This window comes from Chromobacterium haemolyticum DSM 19808 (genome assembly GCF_000711885.1).
GTDB classification, from domain to species: Bacteria; Pseudomonadota; Gammaproteobacteria; order Burkholderiales; family Chromobacteriaceae; genus Chromobacterium; species Chromobacterium haemolyticum.
In genome coordinates this window covers 1-20,561 of record NZ_JONK01000014.1, presented here as the reverse complement: position 1 = coordinate 20,561, position 20,561 = coordinate 1, and the positions used below count along the sequence as shown (strand labels likewise).

General features: G+C 57.2%; 11 protein-coding genes. 3 read left to right on the top strand and 8 right to left on the bottom strand.

Annotated features, from left to right (window positions below; translation table 11 throughout):
* Positions 1–25 precede the first annotated feature (25 nt).
* The 5 genes from BR71_RS09975 to BR71_RS09955 all read right to left on the bottom strand — a co-directional run bounded on the left by BR71_RS09975 (position 26) and on the right by BR71_RS09955 (position 13,850).
* Positions 26–6,640 carry a DUF3320 domain-containing protein gene (locus BR71_RS09975; RefSeq protein ID WP_043636414.1) on the bottom strand — a complete coding sequence of 2,205 codons (6,615 nt, stop codon included), beginning with the start codon at positions 6,638–6,640 and terminating at the stop codon, positions 26–28.
* Between the two features lie 496 nt (positions 6,641–7,136).
* Positions 7,137–8,318 (bottom strand): DUF3322 domain-containing protein, encoded by a 1,182-nt coding sequence (locus BR71_RS09970; protein WP_052052219.1) that lies wholly within the window; start codon positions 8,316–8,318, stop codon positions 7,137–7,139.
* The gene (locus BR71_RS09965) at positions 8,293–11,667 is read right to left on the bottom strand and encodes an ATP-binding protein (RefSeq protein WP_043636591.1); all 3,375 of its coding nucleotides are present in this window, start codon (positions 11,665–11,667) and stop codon (positions 8,293–8,295) included. Before BR71_RS09965 ends, BR71_RS09970 begins: the two co-directional genes overlap by 26 nt.
* Entirely contained in the window at positions 11,660–12,403 is a 744-nt protein-coding gene (locus tag BR71_RS09960) for a DUF4194 domain-containing protein (protein ID WP_081862615.1), read from the bottom strand. The genes BR71_RS09965 and BR71_RS09960 overlap by 8 nt, the downstream gene beginning before the upstream one ends.
* Positions 12,384–13,850, bottom strand: coding sequence for a DUF3375 domain-containing protein (locus tag BR71_RS09955; RefSeq protein ID WP_043636409.1), 1,467 nt, complete (start codon positions 13,848–13,850; stop codon positions 12,384–12,386). The genes BR71_RS09960 and BR71_RS09955 overlap by 20 nt, the downstream gene beginning before the upstream one ends.
* Before the next feature lie 124 nt (positions 13,851–13,974).
* Here BR71_RS09955 and BR71_RS09950 point away from each other — a divergent pair, with 124 nt between their 5' ends.
* A complete protein-coding gene (locus BR71_RS09950; RefSeq protein ID WP_043593372.1) occupies positions 13,975–14,874 on the top strand; it encodes a BrxR family transcriptional regulator in 900 nt (299 codons plus the stop codon).
* Positions 14,875–15,072: 198 nt separating this feature from the next.
* Here BR71_RS09950 and BR71_RS09945 read toward each other — a convergent pair whose 3' ends face one another.
* Both BR71_RS09945 and BR71_RS24615 read right to left on the bottom strand, forming a co-directional pair.
* Positions 15,073–15,405 carry a helix-turn-helix transcriptional regulator gene (locus tag BR71_RS09945; protein WP_043593370.1) on the bottom strand — a complete coding sequence of 111 codons (333 nt, stop codon included), beginning with the start codon at positions 15,403–15,405 and terminating at the stop codon, positions 15,073–15,075.
* A gap of 581 nt (positions 15,406–15,986) precedes the next feature.
* The gene (locus tag BR71_RS24615; RefSeq protein WP_208854859.1) at positions 15,987–16,319 is read right to left on the bottom strand and encodes a hypothetical protein; all 333 of its coding nucleotides are present in this window, start codon (positions 16,317–16,319) and stop codon (positions 15,987–15,989) included.
* Positions 16,320–16,584: 265 nt separating this feature from the next.
* Here BR71_RS24615 and BR71_RS09935 point away from each other — a divergent pair, with 265 nt between their 5' ends.
* Together BR71_RS09935 and BR71_RS09930 are read left to right on the top strand one after the other, a co-directional pair.
* Positions 16,585–19,440 (top strand): type VI secretion system Vgr family protein, encoded by a 2,856-nt coding sequence (locus BR71_RS09935; RefSeq protein WP_081862614.1) that lies wholly within the window; start codon positions 16,585–16,587, stop codon positions 19,438–19,440.
* Positions 19,440–20,237, top strand: coding sequence for a VRR-NUC domain-containing protein (locus BR71_RS09930; RefSeq protein ID WP_052370465.1), 798 nt, complete (start codon positions 19,440–19,442; stop codon positions 20,235–20,237). The genes BR71_RS09935 and BR71_RS09930 overlap by 1 nt, the downstream gene beginning before the upstream one ends.
* Here the strand turns inward: BR71_RS09930 and BR71_RS23510 are convergent.
* On the bottom strand, positions 20,234–20,561 hold a 328-nt coding region (locus BR71_RS23510), incomplete at its 5' end, for a transposase (protein WP_156038926.1). The genes BR71_RS09930 and BR71_RS23510 overlap by 4 nt on opposite strands.

The following is a 20,561-nucleotide window of genomic DNA, read 5'->3' as shown; positions in this document are numbered from 1 at the left end:
CTCGACTGGACTTAAGCAGCTGGCGTCATACTCCGCTGCTTGGGCACAAGCTCGCGACCATGCCCTCCCAGGCGCGTTCCAATCGGGCTCGGCTTATCGCGCTGAGCTTCCTCAAGCCGATTTCGTGCGCCATGGCTAGAATGCCTGACTCCCTGTCATGCCCCGCCACTCTCATCTCGGATGCGAGTGCCTTCAACTCGGTCAATGAAATCTCATCGACCGAGCGTGCCGCGCCTTCTGCTGGACGACGGAACCGAATCGTCCCCGGAACGTCTTTGCCTTTAGGCCAGAAGAATGTACCAACGTCTTCAGCTTCACTCTCGTAGTGCAGCGATGCAAGGCGGACGACTCGGTCCTGGATTCGTGCACCGGTACGCACCCAGCCGTGCAGTCGTGCAATGCGACGAGCCAGAACCTCATCGAGGACCGGACCTTCGAGGCTCACCACATGCTCAATCATGCTGAGTAGACGAGGGTTGTACGTCATATCGAAGAACGCGTGCACGTCGACTTCAAGACCGGTCAACCCCAGGTCCGCTTCAATGAACTGAACTCCCGGGGGTGGTAAATTACTGGATACGGCCGCATTTCGCGCATAGGTCAGTGTCGTAGCATCAGCATCGTCTACCTGTGTAATAGGCTTTTCGACACGCCCTGACGATGCGTCAGTTGAACCCTCGCTCGATGTTGCCATGGCTCCAGTAATAACTTGCCGCGCGAGCATTGCCGCGGCTTCTGCCTCTTTCGCTCGTACCGCGCGCTGTTCAGCTAGCAACAATTCAAGCTGGCCATGAATTTTTTCGACGGTTCCAACCATGTCAATCCACCAGTCCGTCGACCAGATTCGCAGGATTTCCCATCCCAGACCACGCAATACCTGCTCGCGGAGCTTGTCGCGGTCTCGGGCGGTCGCCGAACGATGGTAGGTTGCCCCGTCGCATTCGACGCCGGCCAGATAGCGACCCGGCGCGTCAGGGTCTACGACGCCAAGGTCAATGCGAAATGCCGACACGCCGACCTGCGAGTGCAAAATCCACCCTTTTTCAGCAAGCGCAGTGCAGACGGCTTTCTCAAACGGGCTATCGAAACCACCGACACTCCCCGCAACGGTCTCGCCGAGTGCACGCGCACCACGGTCCGCAAACTCAAGGAAGTGCTTCAGGTCACGCACTCCCAGCGCTTGCGTTCTCGACAGGTCCATCTGCTCCGGATGGAAACTTCCGAATACAAGGAGCTCCTGACGAGCACGGGTGATGGCAACGTTTAGTCGTCGTTCGCCTCCCTGCTTATTCATTGGGCCGAAGTTCATGGGCATCGAACCATCAATACCTGGGCCATATGTGATGGAGAAGTACATTATGTCCCGCTCATCACCCTGCACACTTTCCAGATTCTTAACAAAGACAGGCTCGAGTTGGTTCTCTAGGAAGTACGGTTCAATGGAAGGGTCCTTGCGACGCTCTTCATCCAGCAGATTTTCGATGAGTGATTGCTGCTCGGCATTGAATGTGACAACGCCAATGGTTAGTCCGCTGTCGCGGAATCCCGGTGACTTCAGCTTACCGACTAGGTCCGCCACCAATGCTTTCGCTTCAGGTTTGTTTGTTCGTGCACCACCACGCTCATATTGCCCGTTCGGTACATGGTTGAAGCTCACTGCACGGTCGTTGGTCACAGGACTCGGGAACGTAACCAGGTCACCGTCGTAATAGCGATAATTAGAGAACGCAATCAGGCTTTCGTGGCGGCTACGGTAGTGCCACGACAGCTTCATCGTGGGCAGGTTTGCGCCGATACACTCTTCGAGGATGCTTTCGAGCTCGGTTTCGACATCGCTATCGTCGTCATCGGATTCCGCACGGTCAAAGAAGCTCGTCGGCGGTAACTGCTTTGGGTCCCCAACCATGATGACCTGTTTTCCGCGTGCCATTGCACCAATGGCATCCCAAACCGGAATCTGCGACGCTTCATCGAAAACAACGACGTCAAAATGCGCGGTTCCCGCCGGCAGATACTGGGCGATAGACAGTGGACTCATGAGCAAGCACGGCGTCAGTCGCATGACCGCATCTGACGCTTGTGACATTAGCTCCCGCAGGGGCCGATGGCGGGTTTTCTTCTGCATCTCATAGCGTAGCTTCCCCCATTCAGAGCCATGAGATACGCGGTCAGGCGACGGATGGTCAGCGGAGAGCTGTGCACGGACCAACGCCTGTGTGAGGCCAATGAAACGCTCGTCCAGCTCTCGGAAATCGCGAATCCGCTTCTCGTGTTCGGCGGAAACAAATGTTCGGAGAACTTCGTCAGAGTCGACCACCGCATTCAGCCACCAACGACAGTAGTCCGTCTCAAAGGTTTCCTTAACTCGACCGAGCTGAATGGCACCTTGCTCAAGACCCGTGACGACATTTGCAAGCCCCTGTGCAAGTGCCTGTTGACGGGCCTTGCGCCATGCGCACCATGCGTTCAATCGATTTGATGCGTTCAGAACGTTATCCGCGCGCTGCGTGACTTGTTCTGGCCGCAGCCCCTCAAGCATCTTTTTGTCAGACTCAGGAAGTCCGCTCGCAACAGAGAAGCGCGTGACGGTCGTATTCAAAGCATGCAATGCATCAGCATAGACTCGCCCATCTCTGCTAATAACGCCTGTCGGCTCGAGTAGGACGTTACTTTCCCCCAGCAGCAATGTAATCGGTGCCTTAATGGCTGCTAGTGCTTCGGGGGTGCTTGCGAGCATCGCGAGCGCGCCAGACAAAGTTTCAAAGAACTTGAGGGCAGGTTCAACTCCCTCAATCTTCGTTTGCAAGCCGTTCCACAGACCAGATGTCTTAGCTGACAGGTCCTCGAACTCTTGCAGGCGACTCTGCAACGAGACCAGTTCGCGCATTTTCTTAAGGTCAGCCGCGGCTACCGCTCCGGCTCGCCCACTTTCAATGGCACCAAACCCGTCGTCCAGCCATACATTATTGTTGCGCGCGGCCGTCAATGCCCCTTGATAGATGACAAAGGTTTTCGCGATGGTCAGGTCTGTTTCATAGCCAGACCAAACACCGTCGGTTTCACTACCAAGTGCAGCCAACCGGCTTACGGCCTGGTCAATCTGGCGTATTTCCCGCATGCGCTGGAGGTCTCCGCGCGCGACATCGCCACATTGTCCACGGCTCACCGGGTCAAAGCCAATATCCTCCCATGCCTGCCTAGCGCAGGCATGCTCAAGTGCCGACTGGAAACCAAGCGATGCGCGAGCAATGTCCAGCTTGGTCTTCAGCCCCGCCCATGCATTGGATGTGAGTAGAGAAAGGTCGTCGAAGGTCTTTATCTCGGCCTGGAGTACATCAATTTTTCCAAGACGTTCAATATCGGCGCCAATATCCGGTTCGGCTCCTCCGGTTGCCAGCTCCTTGAGCTTTCTGGTTAGCGCGCGGCGCCGCATCACGCTCATTGGCCATAACGAACTCTGTAATTCTCGCCAATCTGCCTGAAGCTTCTGCACAGTCTCTGTCGGAATCCCTTCCTTGTAAGGAAGGGTCAGCTGGCTCAGAAGCTCCTGTCGGTTGCGCAACAGCTCGATGCCCGAAGCCAGCCGTGACCGAAGCGTCTCATTCCACGGCGGCGAAAGTTGCGCGTGAAGTTCAGAATAACGGGAAAGCTGGGTGATACCGAGGCGAACGTCTTCCAGCACCTGATTGCTACAAGGTAACGACAGCGAGCCATGCAGCTCACGATAACGCTCGAGCAATGGAACGGCCTGACGCAGGCCGTCAGCAATCGTCTTCGCATCCGGCCGCAAAACAAACTGCCAATCGTGGCCTGATGCTGCTGGCAGCGTCTCTACCAGCGACCGAAGCCCATCGCGGACTCGTGGCTCCAGCTGCAATACTGGTAGCCCAATGGCGGCGGAGAGCGCGGTGGCGGCGGCCTCAAATTTGCGTACTGCAGGCCCGACACTCCGAGCCGCCTCCAGCAGTTCTGCCTGCCAAAGGGGAGACCATTCCGTTTGAGCAACATGCGCTAAAGGATTAGCGGTGAGCTGCCCCTCTCCCATTACCCGTGCATGGACATCGAGCAACTCGGCCGTCTCGCGTAGAGTGCGCATGGCTGTCACATCGTGGACTTGCGCAGACGACCAGGATAGTTGGAGGACAGGCAAGTCGTGACCGGCCACCACCTTGCCGATAGCCTCGTAGACGCTCAACCCGTTCGAATGCCGAGTATGCAAACGTGCGACATAGTTGTTCAGTTGCGACCGAAGCTCCTCGAGCCGTACCGCCTCTGCATGCCATTCGTCTGGTGCCATCGCCGCAGCAGCATCCCATGACCTGCGAAGTTGCTCTAGTACCTCCGTCTTGCGCGCTTTGCTCGAATGCAGTTCAAGACAGAAGTTGCCCAGGCCGACATCCGCGAGACGACGATAAACGACATCAAGCGCTGCCATCTTCTCGGAAACGAAGAGCACGCACTTGCGTTCCGCGAGACACTGCGCGATGAGATTCGAGATGGTTTGGCTTTTGCCGGTACCCGGTGGCCCAATCAGCACGAAGTCTTTGCCCTTACTGCCAGCTACGACAGCCGACAATTGCGACGAGTCCGCCGGCAGCGGACAGAAGGTCTCCTTCACGGGTAACTCAACATCGAGCTTCCGGACGTCAGGAAACTCAACGGTAATTTCATACGAGTCGCGTGGTGTTTCGATAAGATGACGGACGACAGCATTCTGCTTCAGCTGCTCGGTACTCTCCGTCAGGTCCTTCCACATCAGGTACTTGGCGAATGAGAATGTCGCGAGCACGACATCTTCTACGACCTCCCATCCTTTGATGTCCTTGACCGCATTGGAAACAGTCTTCCAAACACCTGTAACATCCAGCCCTGAGTCGTCCTTCGGCAACTCGGTATCCTGTACACCAAGCTCGAGTTCGAAGTCCTGACGCAGCATCTCGAGGAGCGTCGGGTTGAAGCGCGGCTCGTCGTCATGCAGCTTCAGACTGAAACCCGAGCGTGCACTGCGACGTTCCAGCGACACCGGAACCAGGATGAGAGGGGCACGGTATTTTTTGTCCTCCTTTTCATCGCGGGTCCACGATAAGAAGCCAAGCGCGAGATACAACGTATTGGAGCCGCCTTCCTGAAGAGAGGTCCTCGAAGACCGGAAAAGCTCAACCAGGCGCGAGTCCATTTCGTCCTGTGCAAGGCCAACGAAGACCTCTTTACGTTTCAATGCATCGAGCGCATGCTGGCGGCGGATATTCTCGCGTTCCCGCCCTTCATGAATGGCCTGGCTGCGAGGGTCGTTTCCATCCATCAAATCTGGACGGGCCAACAGCTTGAGAGCATGCCCTTCTGCCAGAATATCTTCGAGGTAACCGGGGGCCGGCGCGTCAAGCTTCAACGACTTTTTACCAGCCTTGAAGCTGAGAAGGTTATTACGCAGTGAAAGGTCGAGCAGCTTGCGCTGCCATCGAGTCAAACGGTCTTCTGGACGCTCCAGTGCAGCGTCTGGTTTTTCGTCATCCAGTTCATCTGGTAGGTCGGGTGCGGCCTCAAATACAGGCTGAATGCTCGCAGACTCTGTTACGAGTACCCCTCGTGCGACCGCCTGTTCGCTAGCCAGCGGTTTAATTCGTTGGAGGCGTGCACGTTGAATGTCGACGGCTAGCTGGAATTTCTGCTCCTCTTCCTCTGAAATCTGTTCTTCGCCGCGGTCAATAGCATAGCTGAAGGCTGGTAGCGGTCTTTGCGTGAGCAAGGTCGTTTCGAAAAGCACCATCTCCTTCAGCTTCACGCGCTTGCGCAGTGCTGTCACGTCATCCACTACAGATGTAGAGAATCCTTCGGCCTTGAGCCAAACGCCTGGAAATGCATGCCCCTTGGTAAAGACCAGCACAGAATTCAGACCAGCTTGTTCCAGAGCGGCGCACATGAACAACGCTAGGTCGAGACAGGTGCCAAGCCCTGAGTCGGCAATCTGGCTGGGACTACGCACTTTTTGACCGGTCTGTTCGAAGCTGGCCGGTGGCAAGGCGTAATCGAGGCCCATGGCTCCAATTGCGTTCCAGATGGCAGAGGCAAGCTCCCATGCCCGCCGGGCTCCGCCTTGATACCCGTCAATCGCCCCGGACTTGCCAACCTTCCGGAGAACTTCGGCAGCCTGCTTCAGAACGCGCTCGATTGCAGGCTCGTTCGGCTGGACGAACGCAGCGACCATGTCAGGCAGTGATGACAAGCCCCCCCATTGATTACGCGGTAGCAGTTCGACTGTCGATTCGCTTGACGCCAACTCAACCGAAGCGTCCTGTCCTGAGGACAGCCTGAACGTTACGACCGCCTTCTCGGATTCGGTCAGGCGTCCGAGCAACGGACCGTCAAGCAACAGGTCAAGGTCATTGATACGGACCGCCTGACAGGCGCCGACATGGTCAATGTGCCAGTTTTTTGATTTGAGAAACGGGGGCTCGGACGATACTGTTAATCGCAACTCTTTGAGGTCGGCTTCGGTCTCATTGACTATCGATAACTCGCGCGCGACCGGTATGGCATTCTGGAAGTCAGCCAGATTCAACTTGCCAGCTAACGTGGCCTGTATCCGCACGCAACAAGGCTCCACCGGCGTTTCGCTCGGTTCGACGATAGCTTCTTGCATCTGGTCCCCAATCCCGGTCCGTAGTTTTCGTCATCAGCGACGATTTAATTTGCCGCCGATAGTCCGGATTGCATGCAGCTGAAAAACCGCTAAATCACGGCTCTTCAAACATGGTAACAAGCATGGTTTCGACGGGGTGTCGGCTACCATTATAATTACATAACCATAGTCAAAGGGCACAAAAATGACATGAAAATGCCTCCTGGGACCGGTCATGGGCTACCGCAACACCTCTCCAGAGGTGCCATAGGGGGTAGGGTATGAGGCTTGGTGGTGCAACACCCGGCAGGATGGTAAGGTGATGATGTAGGAGGCCTGCTTTGGGCGTATGCCCTTCTTCGAGGCCCTGCAGCCAGCGTAAAAATAATTGGATGGATAATCGCCGACAGGGCAACGGTTTGCAGGGATGGCTCTGGGCCCAGCGTGCGAAGGACTCTGGCCAGTGCAGTGACCGATGAGCCCCAACCGCGTGCAAGATTTCGTAGGGTGTAAGCGCTTAGCATTCCTGCAGTAAACGTAGGTTGCCGATAGTTTTTAGTGCATCCAGCCACGCGATGCGCTCTTGCTCCAATCGAAGATTGGTCCCCCATGTACCATCTCGAAGGCCCTCGAACACTTCCCGTTCGGTCTCGGTGAGCAACTGCAGTTCAGATTCGGCAGACGGGGTACTCTCTTCTACCCAGAGGTCCGCATAGGCCAAAAATGTCGCCCGGTCCATCATCATTGATTGCAAACCGGGGAAGTATCTGCGCGCCCGGTTGAGTATGACATAGCCATAGGTGTCGATGTCTCCCCAATACACCGCCCTGCAGTTTCGCAACCAAGGAAGTTCGGTTAATAAGCTAACCGCGTTACCCAACCGCATGAAAGCAACGGTGGCTTTCAACTCAGGAAGGACCAGGCCAGTTTCGAGGTTCTCGACGATGATGGCACGCTGCGGTTTGATAGATAGCTCGGCCAGGTCAGTCACGGGGGCTTCGATGTCCTTGAGTCCCCCCACCTTGCTGCGGAGCTCTGGACAGAGAATTCGAATGCGTATTCTGGGTGCTGGGCGTCTCAGGCCACATACCGAATAGAAATCGCCAGCATCGTCGCTACTTCGAATAGCCTTCAGCAAGTCGGTGATAACACCCGTCCGCTTTTCCAGCCATTTGGTATCGAGACCTGGGACCGGTAGTTGCCGTGGCGCCAACCCAGATGCCGGGTTTTTCTCTAACCACTCGAGCATGGCAAACAGCCTCGTAAAATCCGCCTCGGCATAGTCCGCCAAAACCCCGAAATGGCGTCCAAGCACTGAGTGGCCAGCAAGCTGCGGCCAACGCTCGGTAACAAGTTGATAACGCTGAGCGGCCATATGCCAGCGCCGCCCCTGGCCAACGATTACCGCTATTTCAGCAGGACCGGCAATCTCCAAGCTGGCGGGTAGTTGTTGAGTACCCAAGCGCGCCCATTGGCGAGAAACCCGCGATACCCGCGCCGGTCCAGACCACGATGCCCAGGCATCGACCCATTGCCGTACACCAACGACATCTTTGGCGACATCGTTTTCCGTGGGAAGGCCGAGTGCCACGGTCATCGGCCATTGGCCTTCACCCAAGAGCCACGCTTTATGCTGATTCGCATACCGCCGTGACAGGAAATCTGCGACGTCTTTAGGCAACAGCAGTTTCTTGACCATCGTCATCCTCCGGCTTCCATTTCAATCGCTGGGTATCGTCGTCGTAGTCGATGGGAATGGCAGCGGAGTATTTGCGGTCCTTGATGTGAATGAAGCAGGCGCCACCAATGAAGGGTTCTAGCGTCATCACCGACTTAAGGGGCGTCGCCACAATCATCTGGAAACCGAAGGTCTTGAAGATGTTCATGGCCATTGCTGTGAATTCGGCATCGGCCTTGTCGAAGGCTTCGTCGAGCACCACTGTTGAGAAAGTTGGCAATTCACGGTCATGGCCGCCCAGTTGATAGCGCAGTGCCGCCGCCAGGCAGGTCGCGGCTAACTTTTGCCGCTGCCCCCCGGATTTGCCAGCACCGCTGCGATAAACCTCAATCTCCAGCCCCGATTCATCGAGCTCTCGGGCAACAAATTCCACGTGCTGTCGCACATCCAGCACCAGCGCTCGCCAGTTGCGGTCCACGGTTTCCTGGCTGGACAACTTTTTCACTAATTCATTGAGTACCTCGAAGCGGGCTTCAGCGCTTTCCTTGTCCTGGCTGAAGGCATAGCTCAGAGCACCTTTCAGGCTTTGCTTGAAGTCGAGCACGTCCTTCAACATACGGTCTTGGGTGTCGATGACGAGGTGGGTACCAGGTCCAAAGGGAGCGGTTTCCAGACTTTCATTCACCACGTCCATCCGGTCACGAATCGCTTTACGCTCTTGGTCGAGCTGAGTCGACAAGCGAGTCAGGTTCTGGTCACTCTGCTCTCGCAGCAGACGCAGGAAACGTTCCTCGAACTCGGGCAGCCCGTCTTGCTCCAAGCGTTTTAGCTTGGCGAAAAAGTCATCAGCGCTGGCCATGGTCGGGTCGAGCCCACCGGCCTCTGCAAGCCAATTCGTAACGAATGCCTGGAACTGGCGCTCGATGATTTTGATGTGCCCGTGGATGCGTTCTTCCAGCTGTTCTTTCTCTTTGTTAAGGCCGCGCTCCACTTGAAGCGTCACTGTTGGCAATGTCGCCAGTTCCAGCGTCTTGGGTACCTCATCAAAGCGGCGTTTGAGGTTATCCAGTTGCGGTGGCGATAGCGGAAACCCAAGGAGCTCTGCTCGCAATTCATCCAGGTTGCCTTGTAGTTTATTGAGTTCTTTTTCGGCACCCTGAATGGCGACTGAGCATGCGTTCTGTTCTTTCTGCGCAGTATCGTAGGTCTTCTGCTGTTTCTCTATTTGCTCGTCGAGCGCTGCCAGGTCTGGATGCGCTTTCCGCTCATTGCCTAGCTGGGTCTGAAGGCTGCTGATGCGGGTCAGCATCGAGGCGACATCGACCTCGACCCACTGTAGATTGGCCAGTGTCTGGCAGTGCATAAAGCGTTGCTCTTGCTTGTTACCTGCCTCGGTATGTGTCTCCAGTGTCTTACGCAATTTTTCACGGTCAGAAACCAGCTCTAACGCTTGCTTCTTAAACAGTGCGAGTTTGGCCTTGTTGTCGAAGCCCAGCACCCATTGGGTCTGGTCATCCACCTTGGTCCGGTCATTCTTTTCGTGCCGGATGGTGTTGTGTTTTACCTGGCCTTCGCGCGTGACGGCACGCGTTGCATTGCGGAAGGCCTGCAGGCTATCGACGCAGTCGTAGTTGAAGTGGGCTTTGAGCTCGTCGCGCAGCCACTCGGTATAAAGGCCATGGGCCAACTTGAGTTTGCCCACCAGTGAGTTGGGACCAACCAGGCGGACCTCGGTACTCCGCTCAATAACGCGCAGATAGGTCAGGCGCTCACCGATGTTGTGCTCGTTAAGGTACCCGGAAACTGCTGAATAATGTTTATCAGCCACCAAGAGCGAGCGGGCAAACCCACCCAAAACGCGTTCGATAGCCCCCCGCCATTCGCTGTCCTCTTCCTTCACCTCAATGAGCTCGCCAGCGAAAGGCAATTTGTCTTCAGGAATATTCAGCGTCTTGGCCATCTGTTCCCGGATACCCAAGAGGCGCGAAGGAATATTGGAAGGGTGCTTTTCCATCGCTTCTATTTCTTGGCGAATTTCACCAAACTTACCTTCACATTCCTTCAGGTTTTGCCGGAGCTGAACCGTTTTTTCGAGGTGTTCTGCACGCCAGGCTTCCGCGCCAATAACTTCCTGGCGAGCCTCGTCTGTGCGTCGTGCAAATTCGGTGGCATTGTCTGGATATGGCCACCCAATGCCCTGGCATGCCGCTTCGGCCTGGCTACGCTTGCCAATACGTGCATCCCGCTGTGACTCGGCATCCTGGATGTCCTTACCTAACTGCTCGATACGGCCACCGCCCGATTCTGAGCGTTTCTGTTGAAGCCCCTGCAGGATTTCAAGTGCATTACGTGTCGCAGCTTCCCGCTCTGTTGCTTGAGCCTGTAGCCCTAGAATGGAAACTTGGCACTCATGAATCGCGACCGCAAGGAGCCGCTTCTTCTCTCGTTCTGAATAGGCATCGATAGCAACCGACAATGCTTCCAGCTCGGTTTTGGCGAACTTGGCCGCATCGAGCTGAATGGCTTCTGCCTGTGCTGGCCTCAAGGTCTCGATTTGGCGACGTGCTTCGACGACAGCTTTATGAGCCTCGTTCAGCTCCTGGAACTGGGCAACCAGGTTGTCAGCCAGTTCGAAGGTTTCCGGCGCGTCGAGCATGAAATCGCGCAGGAAGGTATTGAGGTCACCGAGGTTCTTGGCGGATTGTGTCTTGTGAAGGAGGCGCAGGGCCCGCTCATTGTCGATGTCGAGCAGTTGCCGGAAGCGCTCCTGGTAGCCACTGAACTCTTCCTTGACCATGGCATCGGGAAGGTCAAACTTGAAGCGGCGAACGTCGAAGTTGTGGTCGGCAAAGAATTGCAGTTCCCGCACGTCGAATTCACGCTGCAGAACCAGATAGCGCTTGTGGACGTCGCCGGCAGCTGTGCTCTTGCCCCGTACCCAGAATACCTGAGCGAGGACCACAACCCGACCGGTACCATCACGGTAGGTTTCGGCAATGGCCGACCAGGTGGTGTCCGAGCGGAGATATTGAGAGACATACTCGCCACTATCTCCGGTCTGTTGAGACCACGCCCCGCGGATGTAGGTGATGAGATTCCTGTCTTTGCCGTGACGCTCATCCTGACGAGCGGCGACGTTGAAATCCACCCATTTTGGCGGAGTCAGAATGGCTGCATGGGCATCCAGGATGGTCGACTTTCCGGAGCCTGATGGCCCGAGGAAGAGATACCCACTACGGGGAATCTGAAACTCGACGACTCCATCGAACGTTCCCCACTTGAATAGCTGAATATTGCTCAGACGAAACTGATTGATGTCGGCAGCGCCTTCAGCGAAGAAATCGAAGGTGCTTTGCGGCTCTCTATTCATCGTCATCTCCCGGGGTGTTGCCACTGTTAGCGGTTTCATCGGTCATTTCGGACTCGTCTGGCTGGCCGCGATGAAGCATCTCCACATAGGTGCGGGTGAGAGCTTGGATTTCCTCGGCCGGGAATAGGAGCTTCAATGTGGGCGAGACCTCGAAACGGTCGTCAGCACCACGAATCTTTTGGAGGAAGTTGAGCTTCTTCGCCTTGTCGATAGCTCCTTGGCGCTGCTTGTCGAAGCGGGCATGGTCCACGTTGCTGATACGCTCATAAACGCTCAGATGTTCCATCATCTCCAGCCAGGAAACGACGGCCCGGTCACCTTGGGTATCAGCCTGCGTAAGGCGTTGTCGCAGGAACAAGATAAGTACCGATTCCAAGAACGTCAGATTGGCTCGCCGCAGCAGGATAGGAATTTCGATGTCATCAGCGATGACCTGGCGAGTAAACGCAACCTTCTGGTCATGGTCGACGACCAGCGCCAAGAAGAGCTCGTGCAAGCGCTCCCGAAGTACCGCTTCATCGCGCAGCAGTACCGCCCACAGATTACCTTGTCGACGTCCATCGACAGCCGGGCCAAGCAAGAGTTGAACAAGCGCCCGGCGCGTTTCATGAGGAATGCGCCCCTGGTCCCCTGGGAACACCTCGCTATCGATGGCTTTATCATTTTGAGGCACCGGTGCCGACTCTGGCTGGAGATGCGCTCCGCCCGAGCAACTGTCATTCGTCGAATAGTTCAAGCAGGCTCTCCCTGACAAAGTAGATGGCCGGGACCTTGGCCTTTCGTTGTTTTCCGTCGTTGCCGACCCAGCTGACCATTTCTGTTTCGGTCGTCAGTTCCCCGTGTTTGGCTCCCAGAGCGACATAGCCCACAACGCTGCCGAAGCCCTGTTCGGCAGGAAACCGTACCAGGAGCTGGCCTACCGTGATTTGGGAAACCTCGGTGAGTGCCTCTCGTAAGTGCTGACGCAGGGTACGGAAATCGATTTCCGACTGGCGGACCAGCTCCTCCACAACATCCAAACCGAGTTCCGAGGCTTCGGCATCAAGCATCGAAGCGTCGGCCACATTCAGACTGGGGTCGTGCAATTCCCACTGACTGACTGAGCGAATACGGCTGCTGGTCAGCGTCAGGGAGTAGTTGAGTGCCGCATTCGGACGAATCTGGTCGCGGACCTGGAGGGCTGCCTGTTGTGCTTCCTTTAGCAGACTGTGCAGTCGTCGCTGCTCCTGAAATTCACGGCTCTGGACAAAGATTTTGAGACTGCGTGCAAATTGTTGTACCACCTCATGTACGGTCCCGCCCTCGGCCATCAAGGTTGCCGTCAGATTCTGGAGAAAACGCCTTTCCTTGAGCTCCAGCCTGCGGGAAAAGGCTCGGGACGTAACGGCTTCCAGGGATTCCATCAGGGTGGCGGACTGCTCACCATCGGTCAGCAGGCGCCAGAAGGCAGTAAAGGTTTTTCCATGCTCGCTCTGCGCTATCAGGTCGACCCCGGCGAACAAGGCTTCTAGTACCTCCCCGCGGCTTCCGCCGCTTTCCATCAGGCTTTGCCGCAGGCCACGATTGAGCTTGTCGAATTCGTCCCGCACATTTCGGAAATCGGCCGCCAGGTCCTCGGCGAGGGCAATGATTTCACGGATGCGTTCGAGAGCACGCTCGTCTGGCAAGGTTTTAACACCATCGCGTTCCAACGACCGAAGCTCTGCATCGATGCGTTCTCGTTCCGCAACGAGTGTCGCCATCCGGGTTTCCGGGTTGGCATCGGTTTCTTCGGCCAGGCGGGTCAGTTGCTGGATGACGTTGGCCAGCCGGCTTTCTGTGGCTGTCGTGCGAGGTTTCAGCAGGCCATTGAGGAAGCGCAGAGCCGAGGCTGCTTCGGCGGTCAGTTCGAATTCTTCCTCGCTCGCCCCCGCCGGAAAACGTCGGCTCAGCCAGCCCTCCCTAATCCAGGTGGCCACATAGACTTGTGGTGTTTGAGGAAGGTCATGGCCGTGAGCGCGAAGCACTTCGAGCTCACGGGCCAGTCGCTCATGGAAAACGGAGCTCGACAGGGTCTTTTCCTGGTCGAGCAGCAAGCTTTGCAACAATCCCATTACGGGTGGTGCCTTCTCGGCAGCCAACAGTCTCCAAAGTGGGCGACCACGTAGTGCCATCAGGGCTGCCGACACGCGGAGCGCTTTCATGAGCCTGCCCCACTGTGAATGCTGGGATTGCGCATAGTCCTATCTAAAATGGATTAACGTATAAAAACTATACGTTCAAAACTGACATGAGTAAAGTTTTTATACGTATGCTACAGTTGCCGCCATGAAAACGACACCTACTCATCCCACCGAAGCTCGAGCGCCCTCCCGATGGGGGCCGGAGAAACGGCTTGAGTTCATCGACTTTCGTCTACGCTGGGATGGACGCTTGAACCGCGGAGACATCTCGGACTTTTTCGGGGTTTCTACACCACAAGCCTCGCTCGACATTGCTCGCTATCTTGAGATGGCTCCCGACAATGCGGAGTATGACCGGAGTGAGCGAAGCTACATCGCTACCGAAGCATTCCACCCGCTATTTCCATCCAGTCAGCCACAGAAGTATCTCAGCGACTTGCTGGGGCAAGCATATGGCATATTTGGCCAGGGCGTCAGCTTTTTGGGGTGGGCGCCCCCTGTCGCTGTGGCCCCAACACCTGCACGAACGTTGAGTGCAGAAACGCTGATTACGCTCCTGGGGGCAATGCGCCGAAGCTGTGCGCTAGAAATGACCTATCAATCGATGACGAGCCCCACGCCGAAAAAGCGGCTCGTTTCTCCTAGGGCATTTGGTCATGATGGGCATCGTTGGCATGTCAGGGTGTACTGCCATATGGAAAATGGCTACCGAGACTTTGTCATCGCGCGAATTCTTTCTTTGGGGATGGAGCAGGCTTCACCAGTCCCCCCACCCACAGACCACGACTGGGAGACACTGGTGACCTTGGTCTTGGCCCCGAATCCAGGCTTACCCAAAGCCCATCAGCGAGTCATCGAACTCGACTACGGAATGGAAAATGGGGAGTTGCGTTTTGAGTGTCGACGCGCGCTACTGCTCTACGTTGTTCGAAATTTGGGCCTGGATGAGGCCGAGGGGAAAAGCCCGAAAGTCCAGCAAATCATTCTGCACAACCGCACAGAAATTGAGCCTCTGTTACCCCCTGTCGAACTAACTCACACGTGATTGAAAGGTGTTGACAAGCTGTGCCTATCTTCTTCGATAGTGCTTGCCGGCACTCTGGTCGGAAAGGTCTGACATATTCAGGGAAGTCACCGCTTGCTCTCCTGACCGGTAGGGCGACGGTCAGCGGCGGCCAGCCAAGGCCGCTGTATTACTAGCCAGGTTTGAATCTCCGTAGTTCGCATAATTGGGGCGATATGTTCAACGTCCCGGCTTGTCAACGGGCGGGCGGCGTGACTGGCTGGCGCGTTGGCGCGGCGTAGCCGCGCGGGTCATCGTCAGCGGATTGATGGTCGGAATCGGGGCCAGCGTCTGGAACCAGTTCTCCCGTCCCAACGCGCGGACCACCTGGATGAAAGTGGTCAGCGATGACCCGTGGCCCGTCTCCAGATTGCGCAAGGCGCGGGGACTGATGCCGGCGCGCGCCGCCAAGGTGGCTTGGCTCAGGTTGCGCAGCAGGCGGTAGGCTTTGAGTTGACGCCCCAGCTCAGCTTCTTGCTCGGCGGGAGTCAGGTGCGCGCTAGGCGATGGCATCGGTTTCCTCTGTCGTGGCGAGTCTTACTATAAGAGGCAATATTCTGCCTATAAAAGCTGAAAATAGCGATAAGCGGCATCATAGTGCCGTTTGTGGGGAATGACATCCGCTGCGTATCGGTCGCTGCTGGGTGGGGTGCCTGCGAGGAGGTGGGCGCTTGCTCACACCACGCTGATTTGGCGTATCGTCACCCGGAGTCCGACACAATTCAGACAAAAACCGGGACAATCCGACCATTTTCCGACAGGCTGCCAGCATTTCGCTGGTGAATCGAGCCGGAATCCGACATCCGGCCTGGGGTGGAGTGGGCTGTGTATGACTATCTGAGTCGCAGCAGCGGCACCGGCCGCTGGGGATGCTGATAGAGAATACCTTTGCTACTGCCTGTGTCAGCGTTTTTCTTCACTGGGTGCGCGACAAGCCATCATCAGTTGCAGCACGCTCGGATTTCCCTTGGTCAACTGCTCCACCTCGGCTAAGTAACCAAAACGTTGATGCAGTGCCAGTGCGATGGCGCATGAACGGGAAAATCCACCTTCGCAATGCACTACTAATGAATGAACGTCGCCTGGCAAGCCATTCACGAAGTCGAGGATTTGGGCGCGGCTTGAGCAGGCGTGAACGCATCTTGCGTTTTTTGCCGGGCCTTCTTGGAGAGCAAAGGGTTCAGGAAGTCCACATCCGCGAAGCTCTGGCGGAGCAAGTATGCGAAGCCGTCAACAGCGGCAATCGGTCGCTCTGGCGCGGTGATGGAAATCATGGCCACCGTCGGCAATCGGGGCAATTTTTCTGCTTCAGGGCGAGATAAGGCGAATACCTGACGCCGCCCATCCGTCGGTGGGTGGTACAGCTTATCGACTACCACTTTCAAACGTCCCACAGCCCACCCCATCGTATATTTACGTGCGCTCAACAACATCTATCGTCAGACCGAATGATAGCGTGCTCTGGGGCGGGGATGGCGGACGATAGCCTTCGTGCCCTAGGAGAGAAAGCCTGTTGCATTTTTCACCTGTCTAAAAGGATGGATTTGGGACGGCAAGCCAGGTCGCGCCGATGTATGCCTTGTTGGGTCGGCGAGGGAAACTTAAAATATTACCGCCATCTAAATTACGTAGCGTCACGACCGTCACCCTCCTCGCGGAGGGTGTTTCTTATTCTGCTTCCAGGATTTGTCGATGGACCTCCGCTCCCTGCTTGCCAGTTTTGCTTCCGCGTTCGACCAGAGCCAACGCCTGCTCACCCTGCAATTGGGCGACGGACATATCGCGAGCCAGCAGTTGTTGCCGCAGCAGCTGGAGGGCGAGGAAGGGGTCTCGCAGGGCTATCGTTATCAGTTGACCTGCCTGTCACCGGACGTCGGCATCGAACTCAAAACCCTACTTGGCTTGCCGGCGCGCCTCGGCATCGTCGGCACCGATGGGGTGGAGACGGTGCGCTGCGGCGTGGTGAGCCAGGCCCAGCAGTTAGGCGCCGATGGCGGCTTCGCTCAGTATGGCTTGACGATTGAGTCCCCATTTAGCTTGTTGCGGCTGCGGCGGACGTCTCGCGTGTTCCAGGACCTGTCCGTGCCGGACATTGTGCAGCAGATTTTTGCCGAGCATCAGGCCGCCAATCCGGTGTTCGCCCGTGTCCAGGCCTTGGCCTTCGAGGCTACCAGCCTCCCGTCCCGCAGCTACTGCCTGCAATACAAAGAAAGCGACTTTGACTTCATCGTACGCCTGCTGCACGAGGAAGGTCTGGCATGGCGCTTCGCCCATTGGGAGGACGAGGGTCCCAAGGTCCAGCTGGTGGTGTTCGATGATGCGCACAACCTGCCTCAGGCTGCGGTAGCGCGCGTGCGCTTTCATCGCGCCGATGCGACCGAGCAGGAAGACGGCCTGACGGGATGGGAAACACAACGGCAGGTGGTGGCCGGCCAAACGGCGTTGGCCAGTTTCGATTATCAACCGGTCACCACGCAACATGCCGCGCAGACGAGCCCGCTACAGCAAGGGCAAGGCGGCATGGCGCTGCAATCCAGCTTGCAGCATTACGATGCGCCAGGACTGTATTACGCCAGCGATAGCGAACAACTGGGACGCTATGCCCAGCTGCGGCAGCAGGCCCAGGACCTGCAGGCCAAGCAATTCTCCGGCAGCGGCGCTGTCCGCGGCCTCTTAGCCGGCGAATGGTTCCGGCTGGACGACCATCCCGCGCACGCGGTCGATGCCCCTGAAAAGCGCGAATTCGTTGTTACCCGGCAAACGTTCCGCGCTCAGAACAACCTGCCGGCCGACTTGAGCCAGCAACTGCTAATGGTGGCGCCGCGGCTCAAGCTGGCCCCCGAGTCTGCCAATCCGTCTCCATTCCAGACCACCTTCCAGGCGCAACGCCGCGGGATTCCGCTGACGCCGCTGTACGCGAATACTGCGCATGCCAAGCCGACCAGCCTGGGGAAGCAGACCGCCACGGTGGTGGGACCGGCGGGCGAAGAGGTCTACACCGACGCGCAGGGCCGCATTAAGGTACAGCTGCATTGGCAGCGTCGCGAAGAACACCTCGCTATTGGCGCCGGCATGGATGAGCATTCCTCGTGCTGGCTGCGTGTTGCCATGCCTTCCGCCGGTGCCGGTTTTGGTCACCAGTTCATTCCACGTATCGGTCAGGAAGTGCTGGTCGACTTCATCGAAGGCGACATCGACCGTCCCCTCATCACCGGCGTGCTGTACAACGGCAGCCATCCGACGCCTAGCTTCAGCGGCGCCGGCGCGCTCCCCGCCAACAAAACCCTGTCCGGCATCAAGTCGCAGGAGCACCAGGGTGGCCAGTACAACGAATTATTGTTCGACGACACGCCGGGCGAAGTGCGCGCCAAGCTCAGCAGCGAAACCGGCAAGACGCAGCTCAACCAAGGTTACCTCACCCATCCGCGCAGCAATGGCAAAGCGCAGCCGCGCGGCGAAGGTTTCGAGCTGCGCACCGACCAGCATGGCGCCATCCGCGCCGCCCATGGTCTGCTGCTGAGCACCGAGGCGCAGAACGGCGCCGGCGGCAAACAGCTGGCGCGCGAACATGCCAGCAGTCAGCTGCAGTCGGCGCTGGCCCTCAGCCAGGTGCTGGCGGAAGCCGCGGAAGCCCAGCTGGCGGATGCAATGGAGACCGGACCCGAGGAAATCACGGCCGACAACGCCAAAGGTCGTAAACGCCCTGAAGGCCATCTGCAGCACCAGGTCGACGCCCTGAAAGCCTGGGAGGCGGGGACCAATACCGACCCGGACGGCAAGACTGCGGCGGGCGACCAGGCTGGCCAGCAACCATTACTCGTGCTGTCGGCGCCAGCCGGCATTGCGAGCGTCACCGAACAAAGCCAGACCCTGGCTGCCGGCACCAATCTGGACCTGGTGGCGCAGCGGGATATGAACCAGACCACCGGCAGGCGCTGGCTCGCCAATGTGGGCAAACACATCAGCCTGTTCGTCAGCGGCGTAGCAAACCAGGCCGCGATGAAACTGATAGCCGCCAAGGGCAAAGTCCAGGTGCAGGCGCAGGCGGGCGACATGGAGCTGACAGCCGACAAGGACGTGACCATCACCTCGTGCAAGGACCGCGTCACCATCGCCGCGCAAGAGGAAATCCTGCTGACCTGCGATGGCGGCTATATCCGGTTGGCCGGAGGCAATATTGAGGTGCATTGTCCCGGCACCGTCAGCGTCAAGGGCGCCAGCCATGCGCTAAGCGGCCCGGCGAGCGTATCGATGCCGATGCCGACGATGCCCAAGGGTTACCAGCGCAGCTATATCCTGCAAAACGAGAAGACCGGAGAGCCTCTGGTCGGCCACGCATACCGGCTCAAGTTGCCTAATGGCCGTACGCTGCCCGGCTACACGGACTGGGAGGGGCGCACTAGCACGGCGTTCACGGCCAATGCCCAACCCGTCAAGCTTGAGGCGCCCAAGCCGCTGGTTGAGGAGAACTACAAGCTGTATGGCTATGGCACCGGCCAGGCGGAGCGCGGGCTGCAGTTGAAAGACGACAACGGAGAAGATGCCTGATGGCCAAGTACCAACCCGCAGGTGGCACGATGACTATCGTGGAGGAGCGCCCTGAATACGCCAAGTTGCCGCAACCCGATAACAAGCCCTACCTGACCGAGAAGGCTGACAAGGCGATTCTGGCACCCAAGTCAGTCGACGTCACCAGCAAGAAAACCGGGCGGCGTTACAGCCTTAACATGCGGCAAATCACCATGTCCACGCTCATTCGTCTGGACGAGTATGGCCATGGATTTAAATGGTTTTACAAGGCCGAGGTGAGTTTCGACCTGACACGCAACCCTCCTATTCCCTTCCTGAGTTCAAGCCGTCGGGCAGAAGGTCCTGGACGGCAACATACCATCAACCCCTTTCCCAAGGGGCTGTCAAAAGGCTATTTGCGTCGTCCCGACCTGATTATCGTGAAGGACAAGGAGACTCGCTGGCCTGGCCGTGCCGCTGCTGACCATGATGGTGTTGCTCACGGAGACAACCTTGCACGGGTGGTTGAAATCAAATTTCCGGGGGATTATTTGGGTAAAGAACAGCTGGATGCCTACTTAGCCATTGCTGACGGACGCTCCAGATTTACCGTGCTCGATGTCCGCGACCGCAAAAAAGAAAAGGAGTCCGCACAATCTTCGAAGGTGCCGGTCTTCAGCCCGCAGCCGCAGGCAAAATCTAAATCTCAAAGCCAACGTGTACCTGCGCCCATCTACAGTCCAATTCCGGTCTCAACCCCAGGCTATATCCAGGACTGGGGTACACAGCTACAGCGCGAGCTGAATGAAATGTGGGCCGGCGCTAAGACCCGCTAACAAAACCTGTCGATAAATCGCAGACAGATCAATGAGAAAGCCAGCTTGAGTAAGGCGTAATGCGTATCCAGCCGCCGTTCGAAGCGGATGCGCAATTTCCCGAAGCCAGCTAGCCAAGAATGGGTTCGTTCTACCACCCAGCGGTGGCGACCTAGTCTCTCGCTGCTTTCCACCCCGCGACGCGCGATTCGCACCAAGATTCCGCGTCGGTTCAGGTGTTCACGGCAACGGCGGTAGTCATAGCCTTTGTCTGCATGCAGCTTGTAAGGCTTTTGCCTGGGCCGCCCTGGCAAACCAGGAACGGCAGGAATCGCATCGACCAAA

Coding starts and splice junctions, on each gene's coding strand:
- BR71_RS09975 (WP_043636414.1), bottom strand. CDS start 6,640: ATGCAAGAAGCTATCGTCGAACCGAGCGAAACGCCGGTGGAGCCTTGT.
- BR71_RS09970 (WP_052052219.1), bottom strand. CDS start 8,318: ATGGTCAAGAAACTGCTGTTGCCTAAAGACGTCGCAGATTTCCTGTCA.
- BR71_RS09965 (WP_043636591.1), bottom strand. CDS start 11,667: ATGAATAGAGAGCCGCAAAGCACCTTCGATTTCTTCGCTGAAGGCGCT.
- BR71_RS09955 (WP_043636409.1), bottom strand. CDS start 13,850: ATGAAAGCGCTCCGCGTGTCGGCAGCCCTGATGGCACTACGTGGTCGC.
- BR71_RS09950 (WP_043593372.1), top strand. CDS start 13,975: ATGAAAACGACACCTACTCATCCCACCGAAGCTCGAGCGCCCTCCCGA.
- BR71_RS09945 (WP_043593370.1), bottom strand. CDS start 15,405: ATGCCATCGCCTAGCGCGCACCTGACTCCCGCCGAGCAAGAAGCTGAG.
- BR71_RS09935 (WP_081862614.1), top strand. CDS start 16,585: ATGGACCTCCGCTCCCTGCTTGCCAGTTTTGCTTCCGCGTTCGACCAG.
- BR71_RS09930 (WP_052370465.1), top strand. CDS start 19,440: ATGGCCAAGTACCAACCCGCAGGTGGCACGATGACTATCGTGGAGGAG.